At 63.7% G+C, this 26421-nt stretch carries 26 protein-coding genes; 8 read left to right on the top strand and 18 right to left on the bottom strand.

Features of this window, described 5'->3' with window-relative positions; translation table 11 throughout:
* Positions 1-8: 8 nt before the first annotated feature.
* The 3 genes from OCU_RS32475 to OCU_RS32465 are packed head-to-tail and all read right to left on the bottom strand — an operon-like array spanning position 9 to position 2090.
* Positions 9-452, bottom strand: a complete 444-nt coding sequence (locus tag OCU_RS32475; protein ID WP_225331902.1) for a nuclear transport factor 2 family protein — start codon at positions 450-452, stop codon at positions 9-11.
* Entirely contained in the window at positions 443-889 is a 447-nt protein-coding gene (locus OCU_RS32470) for a nuclear transport factor 2 family protein (protein ID WP_014379562.1), read from the bottom strand. The genes OCU_RS32475 and OCU_RS32470 overlap by 10 nt, the downstream gene beginning before the upstream one ends.
* Before the next feature lie 19 nt (positions 890-908).
* Positions 909-2090, bottom strand: a complete 1182-nt coding sequence (locus OCU_RS32465; RefSeq protein ID WP_009953938.1) for an acyl-CoA dehydrogenase family protein — start codon at positions 2088-2090, stop codon at positions 909-911.
* 817 nt (positions 2091-2907) lie between these two features.
* On the opposite strand from OCU_RS32465, the gene OCU_RS32455 reads away from it, so the two are divergent.
* On the top strand, positions 2908-3132 hold the full coding sequence (locus OCU_RS32455; protein WP_009953936.1) for a ferredoxin: 225 nt from the start codon (positions 2908-2910) through the stop codon (positions 3130-3132).
* 29 nt (positions 3133-3161) lie between these two features.
* Here the strand turns inward: OCU_RS32455 and OCU_RS32450 are convergent, their stop codons facing one another.
* Entirely contained in the window at positions 3162-3740 is a 579-nt protein-coding gene (locus OCU_RS32450; RefSeq protein WP_009953934.1) for a TetR/AcrR family transcriptional regulator, read from the bottom strand.
* A gap of 299 nt (positions 3741-4039) precedes the next feature.
* Here OCU_RS32450 and OCU_RS32445 point away from each other — a divergent pair, with 299 nt between their 5' ends.
* Positions 4040-5221 carry a cupin domain-containing protein gene (locus OCU_RS32445; RefSeq protein ID WP_225323275.1) on the top strand — a complete coding sequence of 394 codons (1182 nt, stop codon included), beginning with the start codon at positions 4040-4042 and terminating at the stop codon, positions 5219-5221.
* Positions 5222-5223: 2 nt separating this feature from the next.
* The gene (locus OCU_RS32440; protein WP_225323274.1) at positions 5224-6189 is read left to right on the top strand and encodes a dihydrodipicolinate synthase family protein; all 966 of its coding nucleotides are present in this window, start codon (positions 5224-5226) and stop codon (positions 6187-6189) included.
* A gap of 336 nt (positions 6190-6525) precedes the next feature.
* Here the strand turns inward: OCU_RS32440 and OCU_RS32435 are convergent, their stop codons facing one another.
* The 5 genes from OCU_RS32435 to OCU_RS32415 are packed head-to-tail and all read right to left on the bottom strand — an operon-like array spanning position 6526 to position 10681.
* Positions 6526-7980, bottom strand: coding sequence for an aldehyde dehydrogenase (locus OCU_RS32435; protein ID WP_009953930.1), 1455 nt, complete (start codon positions 7978-7980; stop codon positions 6526-6528).
* Entirely contained in the window at positions 7977-8174 is a 198-nt protein-coding gene (locus tag OCU_RS32430; RefSeq protein ID WP_009953929.1) for a tautomerase family protein, read from the bottom strand. Before OCU_RS32430 ends, OCU_RS32435 begins: the two co-directional genes overlap by 4 nt.
* Before the next feature lie 4 nt (positions 8175-8178).
* A complete protein-coding gene (locus tag OCU_RS32425) occupies positions 8179-8964 on the bottom strand; it encodes a 2-keto-4-pentenoate hydratase (protein ID WP_009953926.1) in 786 nt (261 codons plus the stop codon).
* Complete coding sequence (locus tag OCU_RS32420; RefSeq protein WP_009953925.1) at positions 8961-9755, bottom strand: 2-keto-4-pentenoate hydratase; 795 nt, start codon at positions 9753-9755, stop codon at positions 8961-8963. Before OCU_RS32420 ends, OCU_RS32425 begins: the two co-directional genes overlap by 4 nt.
* On the bottom strand, positions 9755-10681 hold the full coding sequence (locus tag OCU_RS32415) for a VOC family protein (RefSeq protein WP_009953924.1): 927 nt from the start codon (positions 10679-10681) through the stop codon (positions 9755-9757). The genes OCU_RS32420 and OCU_RS32415 overlap by 1 nt, the downstream gene beginning before the upstream one ends.
* Positions 10682-11035: 354 nt before the next feature.
* On the opposite strand from OCU_RS32415, the gene OCU_RS32410 reads away from it, so the two are divergent.
* From OCU_RS32410 to OCU_RS32400, 3 genes are all read left to right on the top strand, one after another.
* On the top strand, positions 11036-12529 hold the full coding sequence (locus OCU_RS32410; RefSeq protein WP_014379557.1) for an aldehyde dehydrogenase family protein: 1494 nt from the start codon (positions 11036-11038) through the stop codon (positions 12527-12529).
* A 100-nt stretch (positions 12530-12629) separates the two neighbouring features.
* A complete protein-coding gene (locus OCU_RS32405; protein ID WP_020415598.1) occupies positions 12630-13205 on the top strand; it encodes a MarR family winged helix-turn-helix transcriptional regulator in 576 nt (191 codons plus the stop codon).
* Between the two features lie 28 nt (positions 13206-13233).
* The gene (locus tag OCU_RS32400; RefSeq protein WP_014379556.1) at positions 13234-14214 is read left to right on the top strand and encodes an amidohydrolase family protein; all 981 of its coding nucleotides are present in this window, start codon (positions 13234-13236) and stop codon (positions 14212-14214) included.
* 21 nt (positions 14215-14235) lie between these two features.
* Here OCU_RS32400 and OCU_RS32395 read toward each other — a convergent pair whose 3' ends face one another.
* The 9 genes from OCU_RS32395 to OCU_RS32355 form a co-directional block, all read right to left on the bottom strand.
* Entirely contained in the window at positions 14236-15234 is a 999-nt protein-coding gene (locus tag OCU_RS32395) for a substrate-binding domain-containing protein (RefSeq protein ID WP_036390486.1), read from the bottom strand.
* On the bottom strand, positions 15231-16016 hold the full coding sequence (locus OCU_RS32390; protein ID WP_044059206.1) for an IclR family transcriptional regulator: 786 nt from the start codon (positions 16014-16016) through the stop codon (positions 15231-15233). The genes OCU_RS32395 and OCU_RS32390 overlap by 4 nt, the downstream gene beginning before the upstream one ends.
* Positions 16017-16023: 7 nt before the next feature.
* Positions 16024-17268 (bottom strand): NAD(P)/FAD-dependent oxidoreductase, encoded by a 1245-nt coding sequence (locus OCU_RS32385; RefSeq protein ID WP_009953913.1) that lies wholly within the window; start codon positions 17266-17268, stop codon positions 16024-16026.
* Positions 17268-17465 (bottom strand): ferredoxin, encoded by a 198-nt coding sequence (locus tag OCU_RS32380; RefSeq protein ID WP_009953912.1) that lies wholly within the window; start codon positions 17463-17465, stop codon positions 17268-17270. Before OCU_RS32380 ends, OCU_RS32385 begins: the two co-directional genes overlap by 1 nt.
* Positions 17466-17502: 37 nt before the next feature.
* Entirely contained in the window at positions 17503-18309 is an 807-nt protein-coding gene (gene hcaB / locus OCU_RS32375) for a 3-(cis-5,6-dihydroxycyclohexa-1,3-dien-1-yl)propanoate dehydrogenase (RefSeq protein ID WP_009953911.1), read from the bottom strand.
* A complete protein-coding gene (locus OCU_RS32370) occupies positions 18306-18563 on the bottom strand; it encodes a hypothetical protein (RefSeq protein ID WP_196771120.1) in 258 nt (85 codons plus the stop codon). Before OCU_RS32370 ends, hcaB begins: the two co-directional genes overlap by 4 nt.
* Positions 18564-18613: 50 nt before the next feature.
* A complete protein-coding gene (locus tag OCU_RS32365) occupies positions 18614-19201 on the bottom strand; it encodes a 3-phenylpropionate/cinnamic acid dioxygenase subunit beta (protein ID WP_009953908.1) in 588 nt (195 codons plus the stop codon).
* Positions 19198-20601, bottom strand: coding sequence for an aromatic ring-hydroxylating dioxygenase subunit alpha (locus OCU_RS32360; protein WP_009953907.1), 1404 nt, complete (start codon positions 20599-20601; stop codon positions 19198-19200). Before OCU_RS32360 ends, OCU_RS32365 begins: the two co-directional genes overlap by 4 nt.
* Before the next feature lie 311 nt (positions 20602-20912).
* Positions 20913-21413, bottom strand: coding sequence for an Lrp/AsnC family transcriptional regulator (locus tag OCU_RS32355; RefSeq protein ID WP_014379553.1), 501 nt, complete (start codon positions 21411-21413; stop codon positions 20913-20915).
* A 241-nt stretch (positions 21414-21654) separates the two neighbouring features.
* Between OCU_RS32355 and OCU_RS32350 the strand changes: the two genes are divergently transcribed.
* Together OCU_RS32350 and OCU_RS32345 are read left to right on the top strand one after the other, a co-directional pair.
* Positions 21655-25035 carry an indolepyruvate ferredoxin oxidoreductase family protein gene (locus tag OCU_RS32350; protein ID WP_014379552.1) on the top strand — a complete coding sequence of 1127 codons (3381 nt, stop codon included), beginning with the start codon at positions 21655-21657 and terminating at the stop codon, positions 25033-25035.
* A gap of 405 nt (positions 25036-25440) precedes the next feature.
* Positions 25441-26373: an acetaldehyde dehydrogenase (acetylating) gene (locus OCU_RS32345; RefSeq protein ID WP_014379550.1), complete on the top strand. Its 933-nt coding sequence runs from the start codon at positions 25441-25443 to the stop codon at positions 26371-26373.
* Positions 26374-26421 lie beyond the last annotated feature (48 nt).

Below are 26421 nucleotides of genomic sequence, written 5' to 3'. Positions count from 1 at the left end.
AGGTCCGGTCACACCGGGGTCTGCGGGCTGGCTTGTAATGCTTGCATTGCGGCCGCCATTTGGGCCGAATCCATGTATTCGTCGATCCGCCGAATTTGACCGTGCACCACGGAGATTCGCTGGATGGCGGGGATGGAGGCCTGCTGGCCTCCGGGCAGCGTGAGGTGGACCGCGTGGCGTTGAACGCAGGCGTCGCCGACCAAGTCGCGACCTGCAATCTCATACCGGGGCGCAAGTGCCGCCAGCCCGGCCAATGCGGCAAGCGCCTGCCTGGCCGGCTGTTCGACCTGGTCGTAGTTGTGCCAAATCACCGCGTCGTCCGTGAACAGCGCGTCGAGATTGGCGGCATCGCCAGTCGTCAGCGCGGCGACGAACCGTTCGACGGTGGCCAACACATCATGCTGGTTCTCAGCCATGGGACTCGCTTCCGTTGTCCTGCCGGTCACGGCCATACCTCGGGAGTGAAGATCGGGCGCGCGATCCGTGACGAGATGCGCCATCCCTCCGGGGTTTTGGCGTACGTGTCGTGAAACTCGATGACTCGTCCGTTGTCAGTGGCGTAGACCACCGGTTCCCCGTCATTCGCGAGCGGACCGTGATAAACCATGGCGCAGACCACCGCCTCCGCGGAGTCGTCGTCGGCCTTGGTCAAATAAAAGTTCGTCAACAAGTGACGAGTGGTCACCTTCGGCCGATCACGCATCCCCTGACGCATCTCCTCATGGCCGTGATGGACGATTCCGGCCCGGTCAAACACCGCGTCAGAGGTGAAAAGCCGGATCATTGAATCGAATTCACCATTGTCCATAAAGTAGACGAAAGCGTTGTTCAGGCGGCTGAGCTCCCAGTGGAGCGTCACGTCCTGCGGCGTCATCGCGTCTGTTGTCATCGTGTCGGATGTCCCACCGCTAGGCCAAGGCGGCCGGCGGGACGTCCTCTCCCGCGAGCAGCGCCCCGACGATCGTGTAGATCTCTCCACTGGCGGCGGCGTGTTGCGCCGCCGTCCGCACGTCGCGAAGGCGTCGCTGCAAAATCGACTTGTTGTACATGGCGGTGCTGCCTGCAAGTCCGAACGCCTCGTTGACGATCTCGACACACTCGGTGTGGGCCCGTGCCACCATTGCGCGCTGGCGGGTGGCCTGCAGCGGCGAGATGGGTTCGCCTGCCGACGCTGCGTCCCACATCAGCCGGACCTCTTTCTCGGCCAGCGCACGAACCGAACCCAACCGGACGTCGAGTTGCCCTAGCCGGTACTGGAATACGGGGTCTTCAGCCAGTCGCATCGTGGGGTTGAACGCGGGTCGTTTCGTCTTGGCCAACTGACGAAGGTCGCTCAGAGCACCCTCGGCGATTCCCACGACCACCGCGACATGGGTCGGGCCGAGCGCCAAGCGGATAGGCAACCGGAACAGCGTGGTGTCGACGGTGGCCGGTCCGAAGAAGTTACCGACATGCTCATCGGGAACGAATACATCCTTGAGCACAAAGTCATTGCTGCTCGTCCCGCGCAATCCAACAGAATCCCATGTCTGAACGAAATCAGCCTGCTCTGCAGGCACCATCGCGAGCACCATCTCGGGCACACCCGCGTCGGTCATGACCGGCGCGCCCTGCTGCAGCACGATGCAGCTGCCCATCATCCACTGGTGCTCATAACTACCGCTGGCGAGGGGCCACTGACCGTTGACGAGATAGCCACCGTCGGTGCGGATCGCCACACCCTTGGGCGCGAACGCCCCGCGGGCCATGGTGTCGGGTCCTTCTGGATAAATTTCTCCGTCGAGGACGTTCTGGGGAAAACGGCCGAATACCGGCGCGAAGTCAGCACCAATCATCACGGTCCACCCGGCCGAGGCGTCGGCCTTCGCGACCTCTTCGATGACAGCCATGGCCTCGAGGAGGGTCATCTCTTCGCCGCCGTACTGGCGAGGCACAAACATCCTGAAAGCCCCTGCATCCGTGAGCCGTTGGATTAAATCGGCTGGGATCAGCTTGGCCGCCTCGATCTCATCCGCGCGCTGGGCGATCTCGGGAACGAGCGCCCGAACGGCGTCCAGCACGGTGGTGGTCTCGGCCTCGAGGGCTGTCATGTGGGGTCCTCCAATTGACCATGGTTAGGGCTTCGCCAGCCTGCTTGTTCTCGCGTCGGCCTACTTGAATGAAAAGTCCTATTTGAACATTACTTGTATTATGTGTTCATCGTCACCGTGTGGTCAAGGTCTTGGCTGAAGTTCCTTCGCACGGGAGCCGACGCGCACCGGTGATCTGATCGGACCGTCCGAGTGGGCCCGACGCGACCTTGGTGCTCACGGCCACCTCGAGCCGACGAAATTCGCTGCCGCGTAACACCTGTGGGGCAATGCCGGGCTTGAGGTGCAGCCGATGAATCTTCAACGCGGCGATGGTGTTGGTCGCCGCCCGCAACCTCATCGAACACCCTCCATTCCACCCACACCCCAGGCACCTGGCACGAACGCGACCCCATCGCCCGTAGGCTCCCGGTCGATGTCGCTGAAGCGGTCGCCCGTGCCCGATACCGAACGCAGGCATCCTCCGGAGAAGGACGCGCTCGGCAGGCAGACTGCCACCCCACGGCGGATCCAGCGACAGCGAGACGAACGAGGTCACCGCCATGCTGACTGGGTTGCCTTCTGCGCCGACGCCGCACACAGCGGTCACTCCACAGGGAAAGCACCCAGACCCGTACGTAGCGGTCCGGGGCGGATGACACTGAATTCAATTCCGTGGCAGGCTGTTTCGGGTCAGCTGGCCCGCGCTCCTATGGCGATCGCGCACTCGCACGTGAGAGACAATATGCGATTAAGACACCATCTGTATAGTATGTCTAATGCTGGAAATTGCCTCGGGTAGTTTTCACGTCCCAGCCCACCGGAGGAGCCGATCATCATGGCAGACAGCCAGCTACCCCTTCTGATCACTGTCGACCGGTCGAAGTGCTGCGGCTACACCCTGTGTGCCGCCGAAGGTCCCGACGTCTACTCGATCGATGACGCCGGATACGCGGTGGCACCTGAGAGCGTGCCGACTGAACTCGAGGCGCAGGCTTGCCGAGGTGCGGAGGCGTGTCCTGACAGCGCCATCACGGTGCGCCGCGCCGACGCGGGCGAGTGACGTGGCGACGCTTGGGGTCGCCTCAGGTTTCAAACCAGGTACTGGTCGGGAGTCCACCGGGCCAGATATGGCATTGCCAGGATCGCGCGCGGCAGGTCGGCCACATCGCGAGTCGGAAAGACGTACGCCGACATTACGATTCGAAGGATGAGTTCACAGAGTTGACCACTGGTCATACCCATGGACCGCACGCCAAGGGTCAAGCTCAGCGCCGGCGCCAGTAGCTCTTCCAGCACGCCGACGAATTCCGGGAAGATCTGCTGCAAGAAGTCCACTCCGAAGCCCGGTTCAAGGGCAATCACCTGCATGATTTCCGGATGCGCCCGGCCGACGTCGATCATTGCCTCTACGACCGCCCGGACACGAACGTCGAGTTCGGGCCGCTCTTCGACGGCGTTGACTACCGCCCCTTCGAACAGCTTCACGACTCGTACGCCGACCGCATACAGTAGGTCCTGCTTCCTACCGAAATAGTGATACAGCGTTCCGCGGGGGATCCCCGCTTCAGCGCTGACGTCGGTCATCGAAAGCGCTTTGGCGCCACTGCGTGCCAACGTCGTAGTGGTCGCATCGAAGATACGCGCAAGCATGTCGCCGTTCGCCGCCATCAGGGTCCTCCTCGTCTTCCCGCTTCGCAGAGTGTATTCCCGCCCTGCAGAGGAAGAGGTGGGATCCACAGCATTAGGCGTTTCTTTTTGAAACGGATCACGATCCCCCGGTCGACGGCCTGCCAGAAGCTACCGCCTGCATAAAAGGCGTAGTACGAGAAGTACTGTTTAGACACAAACCATACTAAGTGTCTTGTGGACGGCTGCGGCCGGTGCTAGCGTCAGCGCTGCGTCATCATCACCGGGAGTGGTCCCGCCGACCCGAGGCATCGACGCTCGAGGCCGCCGGGACCCTTCGGTTGACCAGCGGCGCGGTCGATCGCGACCTGTCTCTAACAGCCACGGTTTCTTCACGAGGACAAGGGATTATGACGACTACACAGGAGCCCGCTTCAGATCTGGCACAGTTCGACAGGAAGCTTGACGAACTGCACCTCCGTGGCCAGTGGCAGTACGATGCGCAGCTGGTCCAGCTCACCGACGGTCCCGTCCCGGCGGGTGTGCCGTTCCGGTGGTCATGGGAACTCGCGGATCGCGCCCTGACCGAGATGTGCACGGCGGTGTCCGGCGAAACTGCCCGCAGGAACTTCACTTTCATCAACCCGGCTCCTGACGTCAACGGCACGACGCAGACCTTGGCGATGGGTATGCAGATCACCCTGCCTGGCGAGATCGCCCCGGCGCACCGGCATTCCATCAACGCCTTGCGCTTCGTCGTGGACGGTAGCCCCGACCTGTTCACCGCGGTCGACGGAGAGAAACTTGCGATGGAGGACGGTGACCTGATCATCACGCCGGCCTATTCCTGGCACGATCACCACAACGAAAGCGACAAACGCGGCGTCTGGGTCGACATCCTCGACGTACCGCTCATGGGTTACCTGCGGCAGATGTTCTTCGAACCGTTCGGTGGGCGCACGCAGCCGTTGCACGAAGACGCTGCTGCCTTCACCAGCAGTCGCGCCTCCCACATACGCCCCGCGTGGGAAGCTCGACAGGGTGAACGGATTCCGTTCCGTTACGCGTGGAGCGAGGTTCGGGCCGCCTTGGACACGCATCGCCACAGTAGCGGAAGCCCGTTCGACGGCGTCATCCTGCACTACGCCCACCCGATCAGCGGGGGCCCGACACTGCCCACTATCGACTGCTTCGCACAGCTGCTCCGTCCGGGTCTGTGCACCGAACGCCACCGCCACACTTCCAGTGCGGTCTACTACGTCGTCGAAGGCGAAGGCACCACAGTTGTCGGTGACGAGGAAATTCAATGGTCTGCCGGCGACTCGTTTGTAGTGCCCAACTGGATGTGGCACGCCCACATGAACCGGTCCTCCGAGGTCGACGCCGTGCTCTTCTCCGCAACCGACGCTCCCATGCTCGAGGTGCTCGGAATGTACCGCGAGGAGCCGCGTCACTCGTTCGGTACCCAGCCGTATCCCGCGGTGCCAGGCGATCTGGCATCCCCGGCGAATAAGAGGGTATGACCATGACGATCACCCGTGCAGACATCAGAGGGATCGTGGGCATCGTTCCGACGCCTGCGACCAGCGACGCCGATGACTGGCGCTGCCTGAACAGCGTCAATGTCGCTGAGACCGAGAAAATGGTCGAGCAGGTCGTCGAGGCCGGGATCGAGCTCGTGATGTCCACCGGAACCTTCGGCGAGTGCGCATCGCTGACTCATCAAGAATGGCTTCAGTTCTCGTCCTGCGTCGCCGAGACGATCCGGGGTCGGGTGCCCTTCTTCGCCGGCGTGACGACGTTGAACACCCGCGACACCATCGCACGAGGTCGCGAAGCGATCGATGTGGGCGCCGACGGACTGTTCGTAGGTCGTCCGATGTGGCTGCCGCTCGACGACGCCGGCATCGTGCGCTTCTATCGCGATATCACCGAGGCGTTGCCCGGGGTACCGGTCGTCATCTATGACAACCCCGCCGCGTTCAAAGGAAAGATTAGCGTCGAGGCCTACCGGCAACTTGCCGATGCGCCCGAGGTCGTGGCGACCAAGCACGCAGGCGGACCGACACTGGAGGGCGACATCGAGGCCTTCGGCGACAAGGTTGCCGTGCTGCCCCTCGACAGCGACTGGGTCCGCGTTGCCAAGCGCTTTCCCGCTAGGGCCACGGCTTGCTGGTCGGGGAACGTGGCCTGTGCACCGTCCCCGTTGGCTGCGCTGTCGCGCGCCGTGCTGTCCGAGGACTGGGCACAGGCGGATCGCATTTCCGAGCAGGTGAACTGGGCGTTGGCCCCGCAGTTCGGCGGTGACATGTCGCGCTTCATGGATTACAGCATTCCGGTCGGGCGTGGCCGGTTCCGCGGAGCGGGCTTGATCGACTGCGGGCCCAGTCGGCCGCCTTACACCGATGCTCCGCCCGACATGGTCGCTGGCGGTGAGGAGACCGGCCGCCGGTGGGCGGAACTGGAGCAGAAGCACCGCGGTTTGCGCTGAGGTGACCTAGGACGGTTCCGTTCTAGTGACTGAGTTTCGTTGGGCGGGAGCAGGTTTGGCGCGGATGGGCGACGAGGATCACATGCAAGGCACTTAGACGGATACCAGCTGGGTCGATTTGATGAAGTGCTGCTGCTGGTCGGCGATCGGTTGTCTGCGGGCAGTATCCGTCTGCCGGCCGAGCACGGTGGGGCCATGACGGGGTGTTTCGGATCGTGCGGCGGGTGCCCGAGATCGGCTGATTTGCACCGTTCAACTTCAAGCCCCCCGTGTCATAAGTCGCGAGCACGGACCGCCAATTCCGGCACCGCTGCAGGTCACTACATCAGCGACGTCCTAGGCGGTGCCACCGTCACTGATCGCCATCACCACCGCCTTCGGCTCGGTGAAGAATTCGCGGCTGAATGTGCCACCCTCACGGCCGATTCCGGAATCACCCACCCCGCCGAACGGCGCCCGCAGGTCACGAATGAAAAAGCAATTCACCCACACGGTGCCCGCGTTCAGCGCGGCTGCCACGCGGTGGGCACGCGAGAGGTTCTCGGTGAACAACATCGCGTTTAGCCCGTAGGGTGTGTCGTTGGCTGCAGCAATGCCGTCTGCCTCGGTGTCGAACGGCGCGACGACCGCGACGGGGCCGAAGATCTCTTCACGGCAGAGGCGCGCGGTTGCAGGCAGGTCGGTTACGACCGTCGGGTGGATGAGCCACCCCTCGCCCTGACCACCCGTGCGCATGGTGCCCCCTTCGGCGGGGATCCCCTCGACGTAGGAGCGGACCTTCTTCCAGTGTTCTTGCGAGGCCAGCGGTCCAACCTGGGTGTCAACGGCTTTCGGATCTCCAGCAATCAGCGATTCGGAGGCTCTCACAAAACGTGCCAAGAACTCGTCGTAGACCTGCCGCTGGACGTACAGGCGGCTACCGGCGAGGCACACCTGCCCGGCATTGGAGAAGATGGCCCGGATCGACCAGCTCACCGCGCTGTCGAGGTCGGCGTCGGCGAAGACCAGGTTGGCACCCTTTCCGCCCAGTTCCAGGCTTACCGGGGTCAGGTGGGCCGCCGCCGCCGCCGCGATGGTTCTGCCGGTACCGGTTTCGCCGGTGAAGGTGATCCTGTCAACGCGGGGATCGCCGGTGAGCGCGGATCCCACAGAATCGGGACCATATCCGTGCACGACATTCAGGACGCCATCGGGCATCCCGGCCTGCAGGGCAAGTCTCGCCAGGATGGTCGCCGACGCGGGAGTGTCCTCGGCAGGTTTGAGGACGACCGTGTTTCCCCACGCGAGGGCCGGCGCGACCTTCCACGTCTCGAGCATCAGCGGGAAGTTCCACGGTGCGATCGCGGCGACGACACCCGCCGGCTCGAATCTGGTGTAGGCATGGTGACCGGTGTCCATCGGCAGTGCTTCACCGGCTGAGAGCCGCGCATGGTCTGCGAAGAAACGGAAGTTCTGCGCAGACCGCGGCACGTCGTTGCCTCGTGTGTCGGTGATCGGCTTTCCCATATCGGTGGTGTCCGCGAGGGCCAGCTCGTCGCGATGCTCGATGATTAGATCGGCCAGCCGGTGCAGAATCGCGCCCCGCTCAGCCAAACCCATTCGTGGCCAGGGGCCTTCGTCGAAGGCCCGGCGCGCCGCGGTTACGGCCCGGGCGGCCTCCTCAGCGCCGCCGAGCGCCACCCTGGCCCACGGCTGGCGGGTCCACGGATCGACGGTGTCGAAGCACGCCTGACTGGCCGACTCGGTCTCTTCACCATCGATGACGTGAGGTATGAGCTCGGTCATGATCATGAACTCTTGTTGCGCTCGGCGATGGTCACGTCACCGGCGGCCCAATGGGTATCGGGAACTTCACGCAGGACCACCCGGATGGCGGAACGTGAGACGCCCAGCGCCGTCTCGACGGCGTCGGTCAACTCGCTGATTAGCGTGCGTAACTGGTGTGGTGCCCGGCCCTGGACCAGGGTGACTTCGACTAACGGCATCGCGTTACTTCCCTTCGTGGACGACCAGTGAGCCTAGGTTCGAAAAATGCATTCTCACAACGCTTTTAGGACCGAGCGCAACCGCATCGGTCATCCCGCCGGTGAGCACAATCCAACCGCGTTCGATCGCCAACCCCCGGTCGGCGAGCACGTTCGCCGCCAGCGCCAGCGCCTCCGCAGGGTGACCTTGAACCGCGGCTCCGGTGGCGCTGTCGACGATGACGCCGTCGACTTCGACTAAGCACGCCTCCAGTGAGAGGTCCAGTTCTTCCGGCGGCAATCCGATTGGGCCCGTCAGATATCGACCCGATGAGGCGTTGTCGGCGACGACGTCAGGCAGCGTGAACCGAAAATCGCGATAGCGGGAGTCAATGATCTCCATGCCCGCGTAGACGTGCCCCACCGCTGACATCGCTTGTGCCGCTGTAACACCGGGACCGCTCAACCGCTCCTTCATGACGAAGACGAGTTCCGGCTCGACGCGCGGATGAATCAACACGCCCGCCGGCAACGGCGCCCCGGCGGGCAGCGTCATCGCATCGGTCAGCCACGCAACGAGCGGCGACGAAATACCCATTCGCTGCTGCTTGGCTCGAGACGTCAGGCCCAGCTTCACACCGACGACGCTTTCACCACGCTCGACTCGGCGGCACAACGCCTCGTCCTGAACCGCATAGGCGGTCCTCAGGTCGAGGTCGGCCCAATCATCGGTGATCGGGTTGCGGGCGGTTCGCGTGTCCTCTGCGTCAAGCAGCGCGGAGGCCGCCCGATCAACGGTCCATTTATTCACGACTCTCCTGCGGCGAAACGTGTGGTGACGAGCCCGAGTTGGGCAAACTGCGCGGTCCAGACATCGCCTGGTCGCACCGGTTGTGCCGCGGTCACCGAACCCGGCAGCACGACATCACCGGCTCTCAGGCAGTCGTTCTGCTGACCCAGGGTGTTGGCCAGCCATGCCAGCGATATCACCGGCGAGCCGAGCGCCGCTCCCCCGGCACCCGTCGCGACCACCTCGCCGTTGCAGTACAGGTTGCATCCGAGGAGCCGAAGGTCCGCATCTGTGGGTCGAACAGGACGCCCGCCGAGCACGACTCCCCCCGACGAGGCGTTGTCGGCAACCGTGTCGGCGACGCTGATACGCCAGTCGGCGATGCGGCTGTCGATGATTTCCAGTGCCGGCAGCACGAAGTCCACCGCGGCCAGGGCCTCGGCGACTGTCACGCCGGGACCGGCAAGGTCACGCTTGATTACTAGGGCGATCTCCGGTTCGACACGCGGCTGCAGGAAAGCAGTCACCGGGATGGGATCGGACTCTGGGTGGAACATCTGGTCGTGCAAGACACCGAAATCCGGTTGATTCACCCCCATTTGGCGTTGCATGGCCGCAGAGGTCAGGCCAACTTTGTGGCCTTTGATGATCCGGCCTTCGGCCATCCACCGGTCGACCTGTGCTCGCTGGATGTCGAAGCCCTCCGCCACGGTCAAGTCAGGGAATCGGTCGGTCAGCGGGGCGATCGGGCTGCGCGTCTGGTAGGCCGCCAGCAGCTCCTCGGCCATCTGATGGCACTCTTCGGTACGCATCACACGCTGAGCTCAGGCGCAACGACAGAAAGCGATGCTGTCGAGCGGCCTACGAGTTGACTCTGGGAGACGGTCCGCTGGGTTGGACCCAACCACATATCGATCGAGCCCGGCTCTCCGAGCTCGAACATGCGGGGGGTCCACGCCTCGTCTTCAATCAACTGAACCCCGAATGAGTACTCGTAGGTCAGGTTGTCGGGCCCGAGGAAGTAGACGAAGATGGCCGTCGACGTCGGGTGACGGCCTGGCCCATGCAGAATCTGCACATCGTTCTGTTGCAGGAATCGCCAATTGCGCATCACATCGTCGAGCGTCTCGACCTGGAAGTTGATGTGACAGAAGCCTGGTCCCGCGTCGCTCTGGAAGAACGCGAGCTTGTGATGGACGGGGTCTATTCGCATCAGGCAAGCGCCCTCACCGATCCAGTCGGACACCTTGGCGCTGAACACCGTAGACCAGAAGGCGTGCGCAGCCCGTACATCGGGGGCATCGAGGCACAGGTGGCCGAACTCCGTGATACCTGCGGCGGGTCGACCGAAGTTGATCGGACGCGCCAGGGTGCTCTGGCCCGTGACCAATTCGACGTGATTGCCGAAGGGGTCGTCGAAAGCGATGAAATTGCGAACATGTCGGTGTCGCGCTTCCTGTTCGGTGCCACGCGAAACCGTGCAGCCGTACTGCTGCAACTCGACTTCGGCTGACTCGAGCGCGGCATCGTCTCGCAACGAGAACGCCGATGCGAGGACGCCGGGCCGGTTGCTTTCGATCAGCGCTAGGCAGTGATGACGGCCGTCGGCCCGCAAATAGGTGACACCTTGGTCCTGCGCGACCGGATCCAGTCCCACGATGTCGACCGCGAAGCGGGTCGCACGCTGGAGATCGGTCACCCCCGATCGCACGTAAGCAATGTCCTGCAGTTCGATCATCTCCGACCTTCCTGAACCTGACGAGGCAACTCAGCCCGCACCGCGACATCCCAGATGCGCCACTCGGTTTTTACTTATGCTTGTGAACTATATTGCGTACTGCCCTTCGGGTCAAAGCCGTCCCTGCACACCTAGGGAGGTGGCGAGCGCAATGACCCCTGTCGGATCGAAGTCGCAAGATTCGCCCTGCGCAACAGGCCATTACGTGACCTGGTCGCGGCCACGTAGCGGTGTGCGGTAGCGTCCGAATTAGTTATAGTTATGAAATATTTGTGGATATAGGCTCAACGGCAGGTTTAACCGCTAGAGTCGGCTTACGCTGACGAGTGGTCCTCCAGAAAGTGGGCATAGCACGTGCAATCCTCTCTCGAAAGCAACAAGACGGACGTCGCTAGGCTGCTCGACCGTGACTGGCGGATGCTCATCGGGGGCGACCGCGTCAGCGCCGCTGACGGCGCGGCGATGGAGATCACCGCCCCGCATGACGGCTCCACCATCGCCCGCGTTCCTGCCGCGGGCCTCCCCGACGTTGACGCAGCTGTCGCGGCGGCGGTGGCGGCGTTCCCGCAATGGCGCGGCACCACATTGCTTGAGCGCTCGGAGATGATTAGGTCGTTCGCGCAGAGATTGCGTGCCCGCGCAACCGATTTCGGTCTGCTCGACGCTATCGACACCGGCAATCCCGTGACAGCCATGGTCGGCGACGTCATTATGGCTAGCCGGTGGCTCGACTACCACGCGGCGGTGGCCTTCAGCGTCACCGGCGACACCCTTCCGTCGATGACGCGCAGCTGGCTGATGACCCGCAAAGAACCGTACGGCGCGGTCGGGCGGATAATTCCCTATAACCACCCCATCCTGTTCGCCGCCGCCAAAGTAGGCGCTCCGCTGATCACCGGCAACACACTGATTCTCAAGGTGCCCGATCAGGCTCCGCTGTCCTCCCTGCTGATGGCCGAGGTGGTTCTCGAGTCGTTTCCGCCCGGCGTTGTCAACATCATCTCGGGAAGCGGTGCGGTGGCGGGAGACGCACTGGTCCGACACCGCGACGTCAAGCGCATCGCACTCATCGGCAGCGTCCCCACTGGCCAGAAAGTGATGGCCGCGGCAGCCGAGGCGGGCATCAAACACGTCACCCTGGAACTCGGCGGCAAGAACGCGATGATCGTCTGCCCAGACGCCGACCCGACCGCCGTCGTCGAGGGCGCGGCTTTCGGCATGAACTGTCATTGGAGCCAGGGACAGTCCTGCGGATCGACGACCCGGCTCTTTCTTCACGAGTCACTTCACGACCAGGTGGTTTCCGGCCTGGTCGAGCGATTGAAGTCGATCAGGATCGGTCATCCGCTGGATCCGGCCACCGAGATGGGATGCCTGGTATCCCAAGCGCAGTTCGACAAGGTGAATCACTACATCGACGTCGCGAAACGCGAAGGGGCTAGCTTGGTCACCGGCGGCGGACGGCCGCCGGGGAAGCAATTCGAGGCGGGCTTCTACGTCGAGCCGACGGTCTTCGCCGACGTCGACATGTCGATGACCGTTGCCCGTGAGGAGATTTTCGGCCCGGTCTTGTCGGTGCTGCGATTCACAGATCTTGACGCCGCCATCGCTCAGGCCAACGCACTACCGTTCGGTCTAACCGGCGCGATCTGGAGCAACGACATCACGACCGCAGTCTCGGTGGCAGACAGGCTTGACACCGGCTATGTGTGGATTAACGGCAGCGGCAGCCACTTTCTGGGTGCGCCGTTCGGTGGGCGCAAGGACAGCGGAACAGGTACCGAAGAGGGAGTCGAGGAATTGGAGAGTTACCTCCAGACCAAGACCGTCAACATTCCTCTCCCGTGAGTTGTAAACCATTCACCCGACACCGCGACAAATTTGTTGACGTCGGTACTGTACAGAACCGGAACTATCCACAATCGTGATCAAATCGGGAGGCGATCCCATGCCGCGACGACCCCGTAACCCACGCTCGATCGCCGAGGAGATCGCAAGGGCGGCCGACCGGGAGGATCCGGGATTCGACACCGCAGTCCTGGGACTGACGTTGGCGCTGTTCCGTACCGCGACCGCCTTTGAGCGGGCTCACGTCAGCGAACTACTGCCGCATGACCTGAACATCAGCCAGCTCAATATCCTCACGGTGCTCGACCGCGCCTCGGAGCCGCTGACGATGGGGGCTCTTGGTCAGGCGGTCTCCGTGCTGCCGGCTAACCTGACCGGTGTCGTGGACGGGTTGGCGCGGCGGGGTTACGTCGAACGCATAACGAATCCCGATGACCGTCGGTCCTTCCTGATCCGCATCGGTAAACCCGGCCGCGCCTTTCTACGCAAGTTTCTGCCCGGACATTGGGCATACCTACAGACCCTGATGAGCGATCTGACACCCCCGCAGAAGCGTCAGCTGCAGACGTTGCTCGGCAAGTTCTACGACTCGATCGAACAGAACTGCCAGACCGTCACCAATGGCGCCGATCTCAAGCGCCCACGCCCGAGGCTCCGTGGTCAGGTGTCTTCATGAGACTACCGGCGTCTTTTCAGGCGATATTGTGATCGATCTCCACACCCATGGCCTGCCCCGCTCCCTACCCAACTTCGGCCGACGCTTCGCGGGTTCCTGGCTGGAACTGGTGGAAACCGGTCCGTGTAGCGCCGATATCATGCTCGGCGACCGGCACTTTCGTTCGATCACGGACCAATGCTGGAACCTGGAGCGACGACTCGCCGACATGGAGACTGACGGCGTTGCAAGACAGGTTATTTCACCCATACCGATAACTTTCTCTTATGGTCTGAGCGCCGATGGCGTGGCCGAGATGGCGCGGGTGCAGAACGAATGGATCGCCGACGCGGTTCGCGCATATCCGGCGCGGTTCAGCGGGCTGGGCACAGTCCCGCTGCAGGACCCGGACCGGGCCGCGGAGATGGTCGTCGAAATTCGGCAGGTTCTCGGCCTCGCTGGTGTCGAGATCGGCTCGAACGTCCGCGGACTTAATCTCGACGACCGCGCGCTGGATCCCTTCTTCGCGGCCTGTGCCGATCACAGCGCTCTGGTCTTTGTACACCCGTGGCAGGTGCTGGGTTCGGATCGGCTCACGAAGTACGGTCTCGCCGATTCCATCGGAATGGGCGCTGAGACGGCGACGGCTGCAGCGTCATTGGTGATGGGCGGCGTTCTTGACCGCCATCCCAACCTCGACATTCTGCTCGCTCACGGCGGAGGTGCATTTCTGGCACTGCTTCCGAGAATCGAGCGATTCTGGGAGAACTCATCGGCAGTGACGTACTGCAGCGACCGTCCGTCGAGTTATGCCGGCCGCTTCTATTACGACTCGCTGCTCTTCGACGAGGACGCGGTTGCGGCTCTGGTCGGGCGGGTCGGGGCAGATCGGGTGGTGGTCGGCACCGATTATCCGTTCGCCATCGCCGAACGACCAGCAGGAGCGGCCCTGCTCGGCGCCGGTCTCCCCGACGCGGTCACTTCGGCGGTCAGCGTGCTGACCGCCGAGAGGATCCTTGGACTCGCCTGAGTCACAGCGGGTTTGTTGGGGCTACACGCGCGCTGCGCTGACGGTCGACGGTACGAACACATCCTCGAGTCGCAGCGGGCGTTCGCTGAACCCCTGCTCGTGCGCGTAGGCCAGCAGTGCCTGTAGGGCGGCGAGGTTCTCAGCGACGCCGCAGCGGAAGGGATCGCCGAGAATGTCTTTTTCTGCTTCCGCGTAGGAGGACTCCCATATCAGGCTGGTCGTGCAGACTGCGGTGTCGATAAGCTCCCGCTGTACGGGTTTGCGGGCCCGTTCGAACGCATCGACGAGGTTGTTGGCCACCCATGGATGAGCGGTCAACACCGAACGTTTGACGACCACCACATGCATGATCGGAACAATCTGAGTCGCCTCGAAATAGGCGCGCTCCACGGCACGGAAGTCTGGCCACAACCGTCGAATCCGCGGATCGCCTTGCAGGAACGCCCGTGGGGCACGCGCTGTGATCAGTCCGTCCAGTTCACCGCGGATCAGCTGTTCGCTGAGGGTGTCCTCGTCGTCGATGCGGGACACGTCGAAATAGGCAGGGGGTGTCACCGGCGCCTTCTCCTGACGACCCGGCTCCTCGAGACCACCTGTGCGCCAACGGATCGACGCGAGATCGACACCGTGGTGCTCGCCCAGTATGCCGCGCATCCACAACGAGGCGGTCATGCTCCATTCGGGGGTCCCGATGACGCCGGCGTTGAGGTCGGCCGCCTCGGACACATTCGCGTCGTCGCGCACGTAGACACTGGAGTGGCGGAAAAGCCGAGACGGGAAGACCGGGAGGGCGACGAAAGGCCGATCGGGATCGTCAACCGTGGACAGGTATGCGCCCATCGAATACTCGGCCACGTCGAACTCGCCGTACTTGCCCTGGCGCCAGAAGAGGTCTTCGATCGCGGTGTGCAGGTAGCGCATCCGTATACCCTCAGGTGCGACCTCGCCCGTGTAGAGGCGACGCGTTCTGTCATAAAGTTCGCCACCGTAGGTCAATTCGAGACGCTCTGCCCGGTTCATGGCAGCAGTCCATCGATCTCATCGGTAGCAGCAATCAGCTCACTGAGCACTGTTCTGCGCAAGCGCTTAGTCATTCGGCTGACGGGCACCGATGCGTTGAGGGCATACGATCCGCCGCGCAGCGCTACTGCGATGGAGATCACGCCCACCTCGCCCTCTTCATTACTGATGGCATACCCGCGCTTGCGCACCTCGGCGAGCTCCGCATCGAGCGCCACCCTCGATGCAATGGAATTCCGCGTCATCTGGATCAGATCGGCGTGGGGATAGAGCCGGTCGAGCTCCCCGGGCCCAAGAGCGGAAAGCAACGCCTTGCCGGTCGACGTGCAGTGTGCGGGCATCGCCACGCCCAGACGGTTAGACACCCGCAGCGCCTGCGGACTCTCGATGGAGGCGACGAAGTCGACCTCGGCGCCTTCCAGCCTTCCCAGATGCACGGTTTCCTTTAGACCGGCGTTCAGTTTTTCCAACACCGGCCGGGCACGGTCGCGGACATCCAGCTGGCGCAGCACGCTGAAGGCGAGCAGATCCAGACCCGGTCCTACACGGTAGGCCCTAGTTTTCGGATCCTGGCGGATCAGTCCGCGGTAGGACAGCATGGCGAGTAGCCGGTGCGCCGTTGAACTCGCCACGCCGAGGTAGGCGCTCACATCGGTAAGCCGGAGTTCATTCCGGGTCGCCAGGAGCATGACGATCTGCAAGGCGTTGTCGACCGATTCCACGGGGTACTGGGGTGTCGGCCCGTATGCCCGGGCAACGATCGGTTCTGCTTCCATAGTCATCCGGTGATCACCCTCCGGCCGATTGGCCTACGTTGAGCTGCGGTAAGCGTTCCACTTCCGCCAGGCAGTCGGCGACGGTCGTTCCCGCGCCAATCATTCTGCGGCACAGCATCAAGGCCTTCGGCCAGTTGACGGTGACAGCCGCAGTCAGCATCCCGTCCTGATCGCCGAATACTGCTGCACTCTGCGGCGGGTCGACGTCCAGGTCGCCAACGATCCGATCGAGCGTCGCTCGGTGCGGCCGCCCGGCGATTTGTATCTTCCAGTCGTACTGGTCACTCCACACGTATTCGGTCGGAGCGTAGGAACGCAGTTCGTCGGGGTGGGTGATGTTGTGGGCCACACAGGCGGCCTGCTCGGCGGCGTTGGTCCAGTGCTCGACGCGTACATCTTCCTTATGCCCAGGATGACGCCAGCGCACCACGTCACCGACCGCGAAGACGCCCGGATGCCCTACCGCGCGGCAGAATTCGTCGCACACCACGCCATCGTCGATCAGCAGTCCGGAGGAGGATAGCCAGGCGTCGTTGGGGATGGCGCCAATACCGACGACCACGATGGCCGCGCGCAGCGTCTCGTTGCTCGTTAGGGTGACGCGAAGATCGCCCTCGCGACCATCGACCGACTCGACACCGGCGCCGAATCGCGTCTGCACCCCGTGCCTCGCGTGCACGCTGGTGAGGATGGCGCCGAGTTCAGCCCCGACGATCCGGCCGATCGGCGCGGTGAGCGGATCGACGATGGTCACGTTCCGCCCCGCGGCGTGCGCAGTCGAGGCCACCTCGGCGCCGATGAACCCGCCGCCCACGACTACCACCGGTCCGGCGGCCGCCAGCGCGCGAGCCAGTCCACGGCTGTCGTCGAGCGTCCGCACGAGATAAACGCCGGAGGCCACCGGCCACGGGGCCGGTCGCGCATCAGCGCCGGTGGCGACGACCAGGATGTCGAATGGGACGCGCGCGCCGTCGGCGAGGACCACCGCTCGATCAGCAAGATCAAGTTGCTCAGCTGCGTTGCCGAGGCGCAGTTCGATACCGGCCTCGTCGGCTTGCTCCGCGGTGAGCATCGTCAGCCGGCTCTGATCCCACGAGCCTGCGAGGAACTGCTTAGAGAGGGGCGGCTTGTCGTAGGGCAGATTGCTCTCGCGGCCGATCAACACGATTCGGCCGCCGAAGCCCTGGGATCGTAGCGCCTTCGCGGTGCGCACTCCGCCGACGGACGACCCCACGATGACGACGGTCTGCCCGGACATCAGTCGGCCTCGATGCTCAGGGCGTTCACGGGGCAACTGCCAACCGCGTCCTCGATTCGTGAGCGCTCAGGCTCTGCGAAGGTGTCGCGCAACAGCACCACCACGCCGTCGTCGTCGACATCGAAGGTGTCGGCAGCGCCGGTTACGCAGTTGCCATAACCCTGGCACGACTGGTAGTCAGCGTGGAGTCTGGGCATAGTTGTCCCCTCTCTTCCGATCGTGCGGTGCGAGTGCTCAACTGCGCTTCCTCGGGGCCGCGGCAACGCTCATGCCTCCGTCGGGGTGGATCACGTCGCCGGTGATGCCACGGGCGCGATGCGATGCCAGGAAAACGTAACTCCACGCGTGGTCCTCAGCGGACAAGGCGACCTGCAGGGGAACGCGCGCCGACATCTCTTCGGCACGACCGGGCACTTTCGAGATGCTGCGGTCCGCCATGCCCAGAACGGCCAGGCCGCGAAGGTCGGTACCCAGGGTGGCGCCGGGGGCAACACCGTTGACCCTGATCTGCGGCGCCAGGTCATGAGATAGCGCGGTGACCAATCCGCGGACGGCGAATTTGGAAGCCACGTAGAGCACCCCACCTCGCCCCGCGTAGTACCCGGACGTGGACTCGGTCAGCACGATGGCGGGCCGCTCGGATTCACGCAGCGCGGGAAGCGCCGCCTTGACCGAATGCAGGTAGCTTCTGACGTTGACGCGAAAGATCTCGTCGAATGCCTCGTCGAGCACGTCCACGTCGATTTCTTCAATGCTGCGGTAAAAGTCGAACACCCCAACGCAGTTGACCAGCACGTCCAGACCGCCGAACGCCTCGACAGCGGCGTCGACGGCCGCGTCATTGGCGGCGCGCAAGCTCGCATCGCCACACACCACGGGGACGTCGGGATGCTGGGCGCTCAGCGCCGAGCACTTCTCCTCATCGCGTTCCAGAACAGCCACGCGCGCACCCTCATCCAGGAAGGCGTCGACCACCGCCCTGCCGATCCCCGAACCGGCGCCCACGACAAGAGCCCGCCGACCGGTGAGCCAGCCGGTCACCACGACTCCGGAGCGGACTGACCCGACCGCTCGTCGACCAGGGATCCGAAGGGGTGTCCGATCATTGCCGAGAATGTCGCGGTCGACTGCCACGTCAGGGCCTCGACTTCGAGAGGACACAGCGCCACCCACTGCCCGGACTTCTGCGATTCGATCAGCAGCCGCGAGCCGTTGCGGGTATCGACCCGGGTGAGGCGCACCTCACTGAACTCGTTACCGATTGTGATCGGTTCGCCGACAACATGTTTGAGCAGCTCACTGCGTGCCGCGCCCGGCGAGCCAGTCTGCTCACGCTCGGGGGGCGTCACAGAAACACCGCCAGATTCTGCATCCGGATGACGGATTCGTCGACCGAGATGATGCGACGGGCCAGCCGCCACTGCTCGCCCTCGAGCCGCAGCAGGTCCTCCCGGCCCGCGGATAGAAAGGCACCTTCCCGCACGTCGCCTCTACTCCGGAACAGGAGGGTGGCGGACTCGACGATCAGGTGGTCCGGGTCGTCGGTAGCGAAGGTCCGCACGTTCGACAGGTGGTGGCGCAGCCGGGACGGCGGATCCTCGGTCCAGGCGTGTTCGGTGAGGAAGCGGGCTACCCGGCGAGACAACGAGTACTTGTCTTCATCGAAATGTGCCATGCCAGGCGAAGTGTCGTAGCCGGCGGCCAGTGCCGTCGTGACCCTGACCGGCATCAGATAGTGGATGTCCTCAGAGAGAACCTCGAGCCACTGCGAATACGCTTGTGCGTCCAGCAGATAGGACTCGTCCACCAGCCACTGGTGGGCGACCAGGTGCCGCTCATCGTCGAATCGCAGTGTCTTGCCTGTCCGGGTGACGCGCGATGCCGACCCTCCGAGTCGGGACCGGCTGGAATGGGTGTCGGGGGCGGTGCTCATACTCGCGTCACCGTCCCGGGGCCGCCATTGACCGTCACACCGTCGGATGGTTCCGGGCGTGCCGTCTCAGCAGAACCTGCTTGTAGATCATTTGCCCAGCGCCGCAAGAGCTCTCGCTGATTGAACTCGCTGTAACCTTGACGGGCGATACCCGGTCCGCTGAATCGGTCGGCAGGCAGTGGAGGCGCTACCTCCGAGTCATCGGCGAGCAGACCCATCCGGCTGTTGAGCAGTAATCGCCGCGCCATCGAGCCGGCCGCGGTGTTGGTCAGCGACACCCAGTTCTCGACATCGTCCTGTTCGAACATGCCGGTACTACCGAAGCACATGAGATAGGCCTTGTAGGACAGCGCCTTGAACTCTTCCGGGGCGTCGGCGTCCACGGCGAACCATGACAGCACCTCGGTCTCGTCCTCGCTGATCGGCTGCCACTGCCGCAGCGTGATGAACGGAAGCACATCGTCGCTGTCGGCGACCTTCGGCCAGTTGTGCACGAATGACAGGTTGGGATACAGCGTTGCGGCACTGAACATGAAGCCGTCGGTACCGATAAGGGCGATCTGTTCCGGCGACCAACTCTGCTTCATCCGCTCGATCATCTGGTCGGGATAGCCGACGTACCGAAGCCGGTCCACCAACGATCCGTCAGGCAGTTTGTAGGTGGTTCCGCCGCCATTGCCGGCCCAGTACAGCGCGCCCTCTTTGCGCTTCTGCGCGTTGGGCTCACGAAAGAGCCCGATCTCGACCACCGAGGTGTGCGTTTGGGGCGTGTGGTACATATCGCCGGCGAAGTTCTCGGCGCCGATCTTCCAGTTGGCCTTGATCCGCCAGCGTTGTGGTCCGTGCAGCTCAATGCCACGCGAGCTCTGCCGCGTGTAGAAGTCGAGGTAGAACCGGAAGTCCCCCAGGTAATCTTCCAGTGGCGGCGCCTGGGCGTTCAGGCTGAGAAAGATCATGCCGTTGTAGACGGCAACGTTGGGAGCCGGCAGAAGCCGTTGTCCCTTGCGGGCAAATCCTTCCTCGCCGCCGTAAGCATCCTGATGGAAGGGTAATCCCACGATCCTGCCGTCATTGCGGTAGGACCATCCGTGATACGGACAACGGAAGTGCGAGGCGTTGCCCATCTCCGCCCGGCATACCTGCATGCCGCGGTGCAGACACATGTTGAAATGCGCACAGACATTGCCGTTTTCGTCGCGGGTGATGATGAACGAGTCCTCGAGAATCCGCCGCACGACATAGTCTCCTGGCTGTGCGATCTCCGATTCGTGGCCGACGAAAATCCACGCCCGGGCGAAGATGTGCTGCTTCTCCAACTCATAGATCTCCCGGTCGTTATAGATGTGGGCCGGGATCATGCCTCGGCGAACCTCATCGAGGACCACGGACTGGTCGGTCATGACACCTTCCTTCTGCAACGGGGCAACGCCCCCTTGGTGGCAGGACCGCTCTCTGCAGGAAGACATGAGCTGCAAATGAGTTGGGTCCTATGATCGGGGGCTACGTTGGACAACGCCTGTCCCACAACGACGGGATCGATACCCATGCCTGGTCGCAACTCTCCGTTCGTTGGCCCCGCGGGTACGAATAAGTCAGCTCAGATGACGAAACGTCTACTATGGATAGTACAGATTGCATAATATGTGTTCAATAGGTAACCCTTGCCCGCCGGTACGGTGCTGACAGCGAACCAGCCCCGACCGCCGACCCCTCAATCCTTCGGCGTCGACCGTCCCCAACCCGCGTTGCGCGTCATGTCCTTGAGCAGCGGCACGGCCCGAAAGGTCAGCGGAGTCGTCAGCGCCAACGTCGTCGTCGAGTGCACCACCCCCGGAATACCGACCACCTGCTCGATCAACTGTTGGAGTCCGGCCTGTGTCTCGGTAGCGACGCGGACCAGAAGATCTTCGCGCCCTGTGGTCGCGTGGATCTCCAGCACCTGAGGTATCCCGATGAGAGCTTCCACGATTGGGCCGAGGCGGCCCTGTTGCACCTCGAGTCCGATGAAGGCCTGCGTGGCGATTCCGATCCGTGCGAGGTCGAGTTCGGGGCGGTAGCCGGCGACCAGCCCGCCCTCTTCGAGTCGCTTCAGCCGGGATTGCACGGTGTTACGCGAAATGCCCAGCCTGGACGCCAGTTCCAGGACTCCGGCCCGCGCGTCGCGCGCGAGCATCTCGAGCAGATCGACGTCGAGCCGATCAATGCTGAACATTCGAGTCACCCCACTAAGTTGTTTTACCTGTACAACTGAACTATTTGCTCAGTTGAAACAAGATTAGTTGACCTGAAATCCATTCCAGACCAACCTGATAGGAACTTTCGAACCACATGCCACCCGCGACTCATTAACCCCTGAACGGCGCATCACCTTGACTGATCTTTGTACAGCCGGGCCCGACCCCGACCTCAACGCGCGGTACCGGCCATCCTCCGGGCCAGTCCTGCTGACTGGAGTGCAAGCAATCGCTCGATTGATGGTCGAACAGCACGAACGGGACGCCCGCAATGGCCACCACGTCGCCACCTTCGTCTCGGGGTATCAGGGCAGTCCGCTTGGCGGACTGGACCAGCTGTTAGCCAGCCTGCCCAACCTCGAATCCGAGCATCATGTCTACCTTGTGCCGGGAGTCAACGAAGAACTCGCCGCCACGTCGGTGTGGGGTAGCCAGAATGACCTGCCCCGTGGTAGCCGCAGCTACGACGGGGTGATCGGTGTCTGGTACGGCAAGGGCCCTGGGCTAGACCGCGCCAGCGACGCCCTGCGCCACGGAGCGATGTATGGGGCAAACCCCGCAGGCGGTGCGCTCGCCCTGGTCGGTGACGACCCCGGCGCGAAGTCCTCGAGCCTCCCGGTCGCCAGTGAGCGATCCCTGGCGGCCCTATCGATGCCGATCCTGTTCCCCCGCAATGCCGAAGAGGTCATCAGGTTCGGCATGTACGGCATCGCGTTGTCGCGCGCCTCGGGATGCTGGGCTGCCATGAAGATCGTCGCCGACGTCGCAGACGGACTCTGGACGCTGGACCGCGACTTCTCCGACTTCGACATCACCGTCCCCACCATTGAATGGGACGGCCGACCCTGGACCTACCGCCAACGCATCTGCGCCGCTCCGCCGGACAGCCTGCTCGCCGAGGCGGACCTATACGGCCCCCGCTGGGCGATGGTGCGAGCATTCAACGCCGCCAACGACCTCGACCGTATCGAGGTTGATCCCGCGCAGGCATGGCTGGGCATCGTCGCCGTCGGCACGGCCTACGACACGGTGCGCGAGGCACTCGTCGACCTAGGGTTGACCGACCCGGCCCTGACCCGATCAGGCATCCGCATCCTGCGCATCGGTATGCCCTATCCCCTTGACCCACAAATTGTCTCCCGCCTGGCCGACGGCGTCGAGCGGATATTGGTGGTCGAGGACAAATCGGCGTTCGTCGAGACGCAGGTCAAGGACATCCTCTACGGCCGCCGCGCGGCGCCCGAGATCCTGGGTAAGAAGGCGTCCAACGGGAGCACGCTGATACCCCCGGATGGCGAACTCACCACCGCACGCCTGCTCGTACCGCTTCGCGCGGTATTGAAGGAACGGGTGGCACTCGCGCCCGCCCCGCCGCCGGCGCTCGACCTGACGGTGCTGCCCTCCACCCGGACCGCCTACTTCTGCTCCGGTTGTCCACACAACCGCTCCACCGCGGTGCCGGACGGATCGCTGGCCGGCGGCGGAATCGGCTGTCACACGCTAGTCACAATGTCCTCGCGAACAGATTCTGCGGTCACTGCCCTCACCCAGATGGGAGGCGAGGGCGCGCAATGGATCGGCCAGGCGATGTTCACCGATGTCCGACACATTTTCCAAAACATCGGCGACGGAACCTATTTTCATTCTGGACAGCTTGCGGTGCAGGCATGTGTCGCCGCCGGTGTGAACATCACCTACAAGATCCTCTACAACAGCGCGGTCGCGATGACCGGAGGCCAGGACGTCGCGGCAGGACTGACGGTTCCCGAACTCACCCACAAACTCATCGCCGACGGTGTGTCAAAAGTGATCGTCTGCGCCGACGAGCCCGAGCGACACAAGGGTGCGGTGTTCGCGGACGGAGTGCTGCTGTGGCCCCGCGATCGCCTCGACGAGGCACAGCGTCTGTTGCGTGACACCCAAGGCGTCACGGCACTGATCTACGACCAGCAGTGCGCGGCAGAAGCCCGCCGCAAGCGTAAGCGCGGAATGCTGCCGCCCCGGCGCACTCGGGTGGTGATCAACGAGTCGGTCTGTGAAGGCTGCGGCGATTGCGGCGTCAAGAGCAACTGTCTGTCGGTTCAGCCGGTCGAAACTGAACTCGGCCGCAAGACCCGAATCGACCAGAGCACCTGCAACACCGACTACTCCTGCCTGGACGGCAACTGTCCGTCATTCGTGACCGTGGAAATGCCCGCGACAAAGGGCCCTTCCACTGAGATCGAGCGACCCATCCCGCCATACGCGCCCGACCCCGAGGTGGCACCGATCTCCGGTGTCTACAACGTCTTTCTGGCCGGCATCGGGGGAACGGGAATCGTGACCGTCAACCAGGTGCTGGCGATGGCCGCCCTGCGCACCGGCTTTTACGCCGAGGGCCTGGACCAGACGGGCCTCAGCCAGAAGGCTGGACCGGTCACCTCCCACCTACGGCTCAGTACCGAAGCCGTCCCCTCATCCAACCGAATCAGCGCCGGGGCGGCCGATTGCATACTGGCCTTCGACCTGCTCACGGCCGTCGATTCCCAGAACATCCGCTATAGCAACCCGGTTCGCACCGTCGCGGTCGCCTCGACCAGCAGGACGCCCACCGGCGACATGGTCTACGACGCCGCCGTCGAGCACCCGAGCGATGACTCGCTGCTGTCTCGGTTGAAGGTTCGGACTCGGTCGCTCGTGTCCTTTGACGCGCTGGCCGCCGCCGAACGCCTCTTCGGAAACACCACCACCGCGAACTTTCTCTTGGTCGGCGCCGCGTATCAACTCGGCGCGCTCCCGGTGACCGCCGCCGCGATCGAGGACGCGATTTCGATCAACGGGGTCGCCGTGCAGATGAATCAAGCGGCCTTCAGGTGGGGTCGGGTCGCCGTCGCCAACCCCGCGGAATTCCGGACCGCCACCGCAGACCCGGCCGACGACCCGACGCCTCAGGTGCCGAGCCATCTCTTCACGACGAGCACGGTCACGGGCGCCGTGCGTGAACTCTTGGAACGGCGGGCGGCGGACCTGGTCGCATACCAGGACGACCACACGGCTGCTCGGCTGATCAACCTGACACAACGTGCGTGGGATCAGGAGCGCGAAATCACCGAGCGCACCGACCTGTCTGAAGCCATAACCCGAAACTTCTTCAAGCTCATCGCATACAAGGACGAGTACGAGGTCGCCCGCATGCTCACCGACCCGGTGTTCCTCGCATCGGTGCGGTCACAGGTCCCCGGCGGGGAAAACCTGACCTTCAAGCTGCACCCACCGATATTGAAGGCACTCGGTCGCAAGAAGAAGATCAGCATGGGTCCGCGCACCCACGTAGCGCTTCGGCTCCTGGCGAAGGCTAAACGTCTCAGGGGAACGCCTCTGGACCCCTTCGGCTACACCGAGATGCGACGGCTCGAACGTCGGTTGATCACCCACTACGAAGCAACCATCAACGACCTCCTGCGGTCGCTCACACGCGACTCCTACGAATGGGCACTGGCCGTCGCCTCAGCCCCCGATCTCATTCGCGGCTACGAGGAAGTCAAGGTGCGTAACCTTGGCGCCTATCTGGCACGTCTCGACGAACTTGGGATCGCTACCGACGCGCTGCCGCTCACGTGACGGACGACGGGCGGCTTGTTGTTGGCGCAGCCGGGGCCGCGTGCTGGAACACGACCACAACGCATGATCCTGGCGCGCCGACCGCATCCCGGTCAGCTGCGCCGACTAACCCTGGTACCCGATCCGGAACTTGCTGTGCGCGCGCACATCCCCGAAGTCGGTGCAATGAAGCGCTAATCCGCAGCGGGCTCGGCGTGAACTGCAACGCTGGAGCCCAATCCTGCTCGGGTCACCGTGGTTCTCGTGCTGGGCGTCCACCTGTTGCCGCCATCGGAGACGTGGCCAGGGTCGACCTCAAACCACGACCAACGGCGGCCGGGTGAAGTTCGGGCTCAGTCGGAGATTCCAGTCGCGCTGGCTGAACCAATTCTTTTCAAACGCTGCACGCCATTATGAGGAGCACATATGCCGTCTAAGTCGTCCATCGCCATTGTCGGGTCGGGGAACATCAGCACTGACCTGCTTTACAAACTGCTGCGTTCGGACTGGCTGGAACCGCGCTGGATGGTCGGCATTGACCCGGAGAGCGAGGGTTTGGCCCGGGCCCGCAAGCTGGGTCTGGAGACCACCCACGAGGGTGTGGACTGGCTGTTGGCCCAGTCCGAGAAGCCCGACCTGGTGTTCGAGGCGACCAGCGCCTACGTGCACCGCGACGCGGCCCCCAAGTACGAGGCCGCCGGCATCCGGGCCATCGACCTGACCCCGGCCGCGGTGGGCCCCGCGGTGATCCCGCCGGCCAACCTGCGCGCGCACCTGGACGCGCCGAACGTCAACATGATCACCTGCGGCGGGCAGGCCACCATCCCGATCGTCTACGCGGTGTCGCGCGCCGTCGCCGACCTCGGCGGCGTGCCGTACGCCGAGATCGTCGCCTCGGTCGCCTCGCTGTCGGCCGGCCCCGGCACCCGCGCCAACATCGACGAGTTCACCAAGACCACCAGCCGGGGTGTGGAGACCATCGGCGGCGCCAAGCGTGGCAAGGCGATCATCATCTTGAATCCGGCGGACCCGCCGATGATCATGCGCGACACCATCTTCTGCGCCATCCCGGAGGACGCCGACCGGGACGCGATCGCCAAGTCGATTCACGACGTGGTGGCCGAGGTGGCGACCTACGTGCCGGGTTACCGGCTGCTCAACGAGCCCCAGTTCGATGACCCGTCGATCCACTCCGGGGGCCAGGCACTGGTCACCACGTTCGTCGAAGTGGATGGTGCGGGCGACTATCTGCCGCCTTACGCTGGAAATCTCGACATCATGACCGCCGCGGCCACCAAAGTCGGCGAGGAGATCGCCAAGGAGTCCTTGAGCGCGACGGCCGGAGGAGCGCAATCATGAGCCGCGCCGTCGACGATGCAGAGCGAAGCGATGAGGAGGAGCGGCGCT

It is taken from the genome of Mycobacterium intracellulare ATCC 13950, assembly GCF_000277125.1.
Taxonomy (GTDB): Bacteria; Actinomycetota; Actinomycetes; order Mycobacteriales; family Mycobacteriaceae; genus Mycobacterium; species Mycobacterium intracellulare.
Note: the sequence above shows the minus strand (reverse complement) of the source record. Positions and strands in the feature narration are given on the sequence as shown.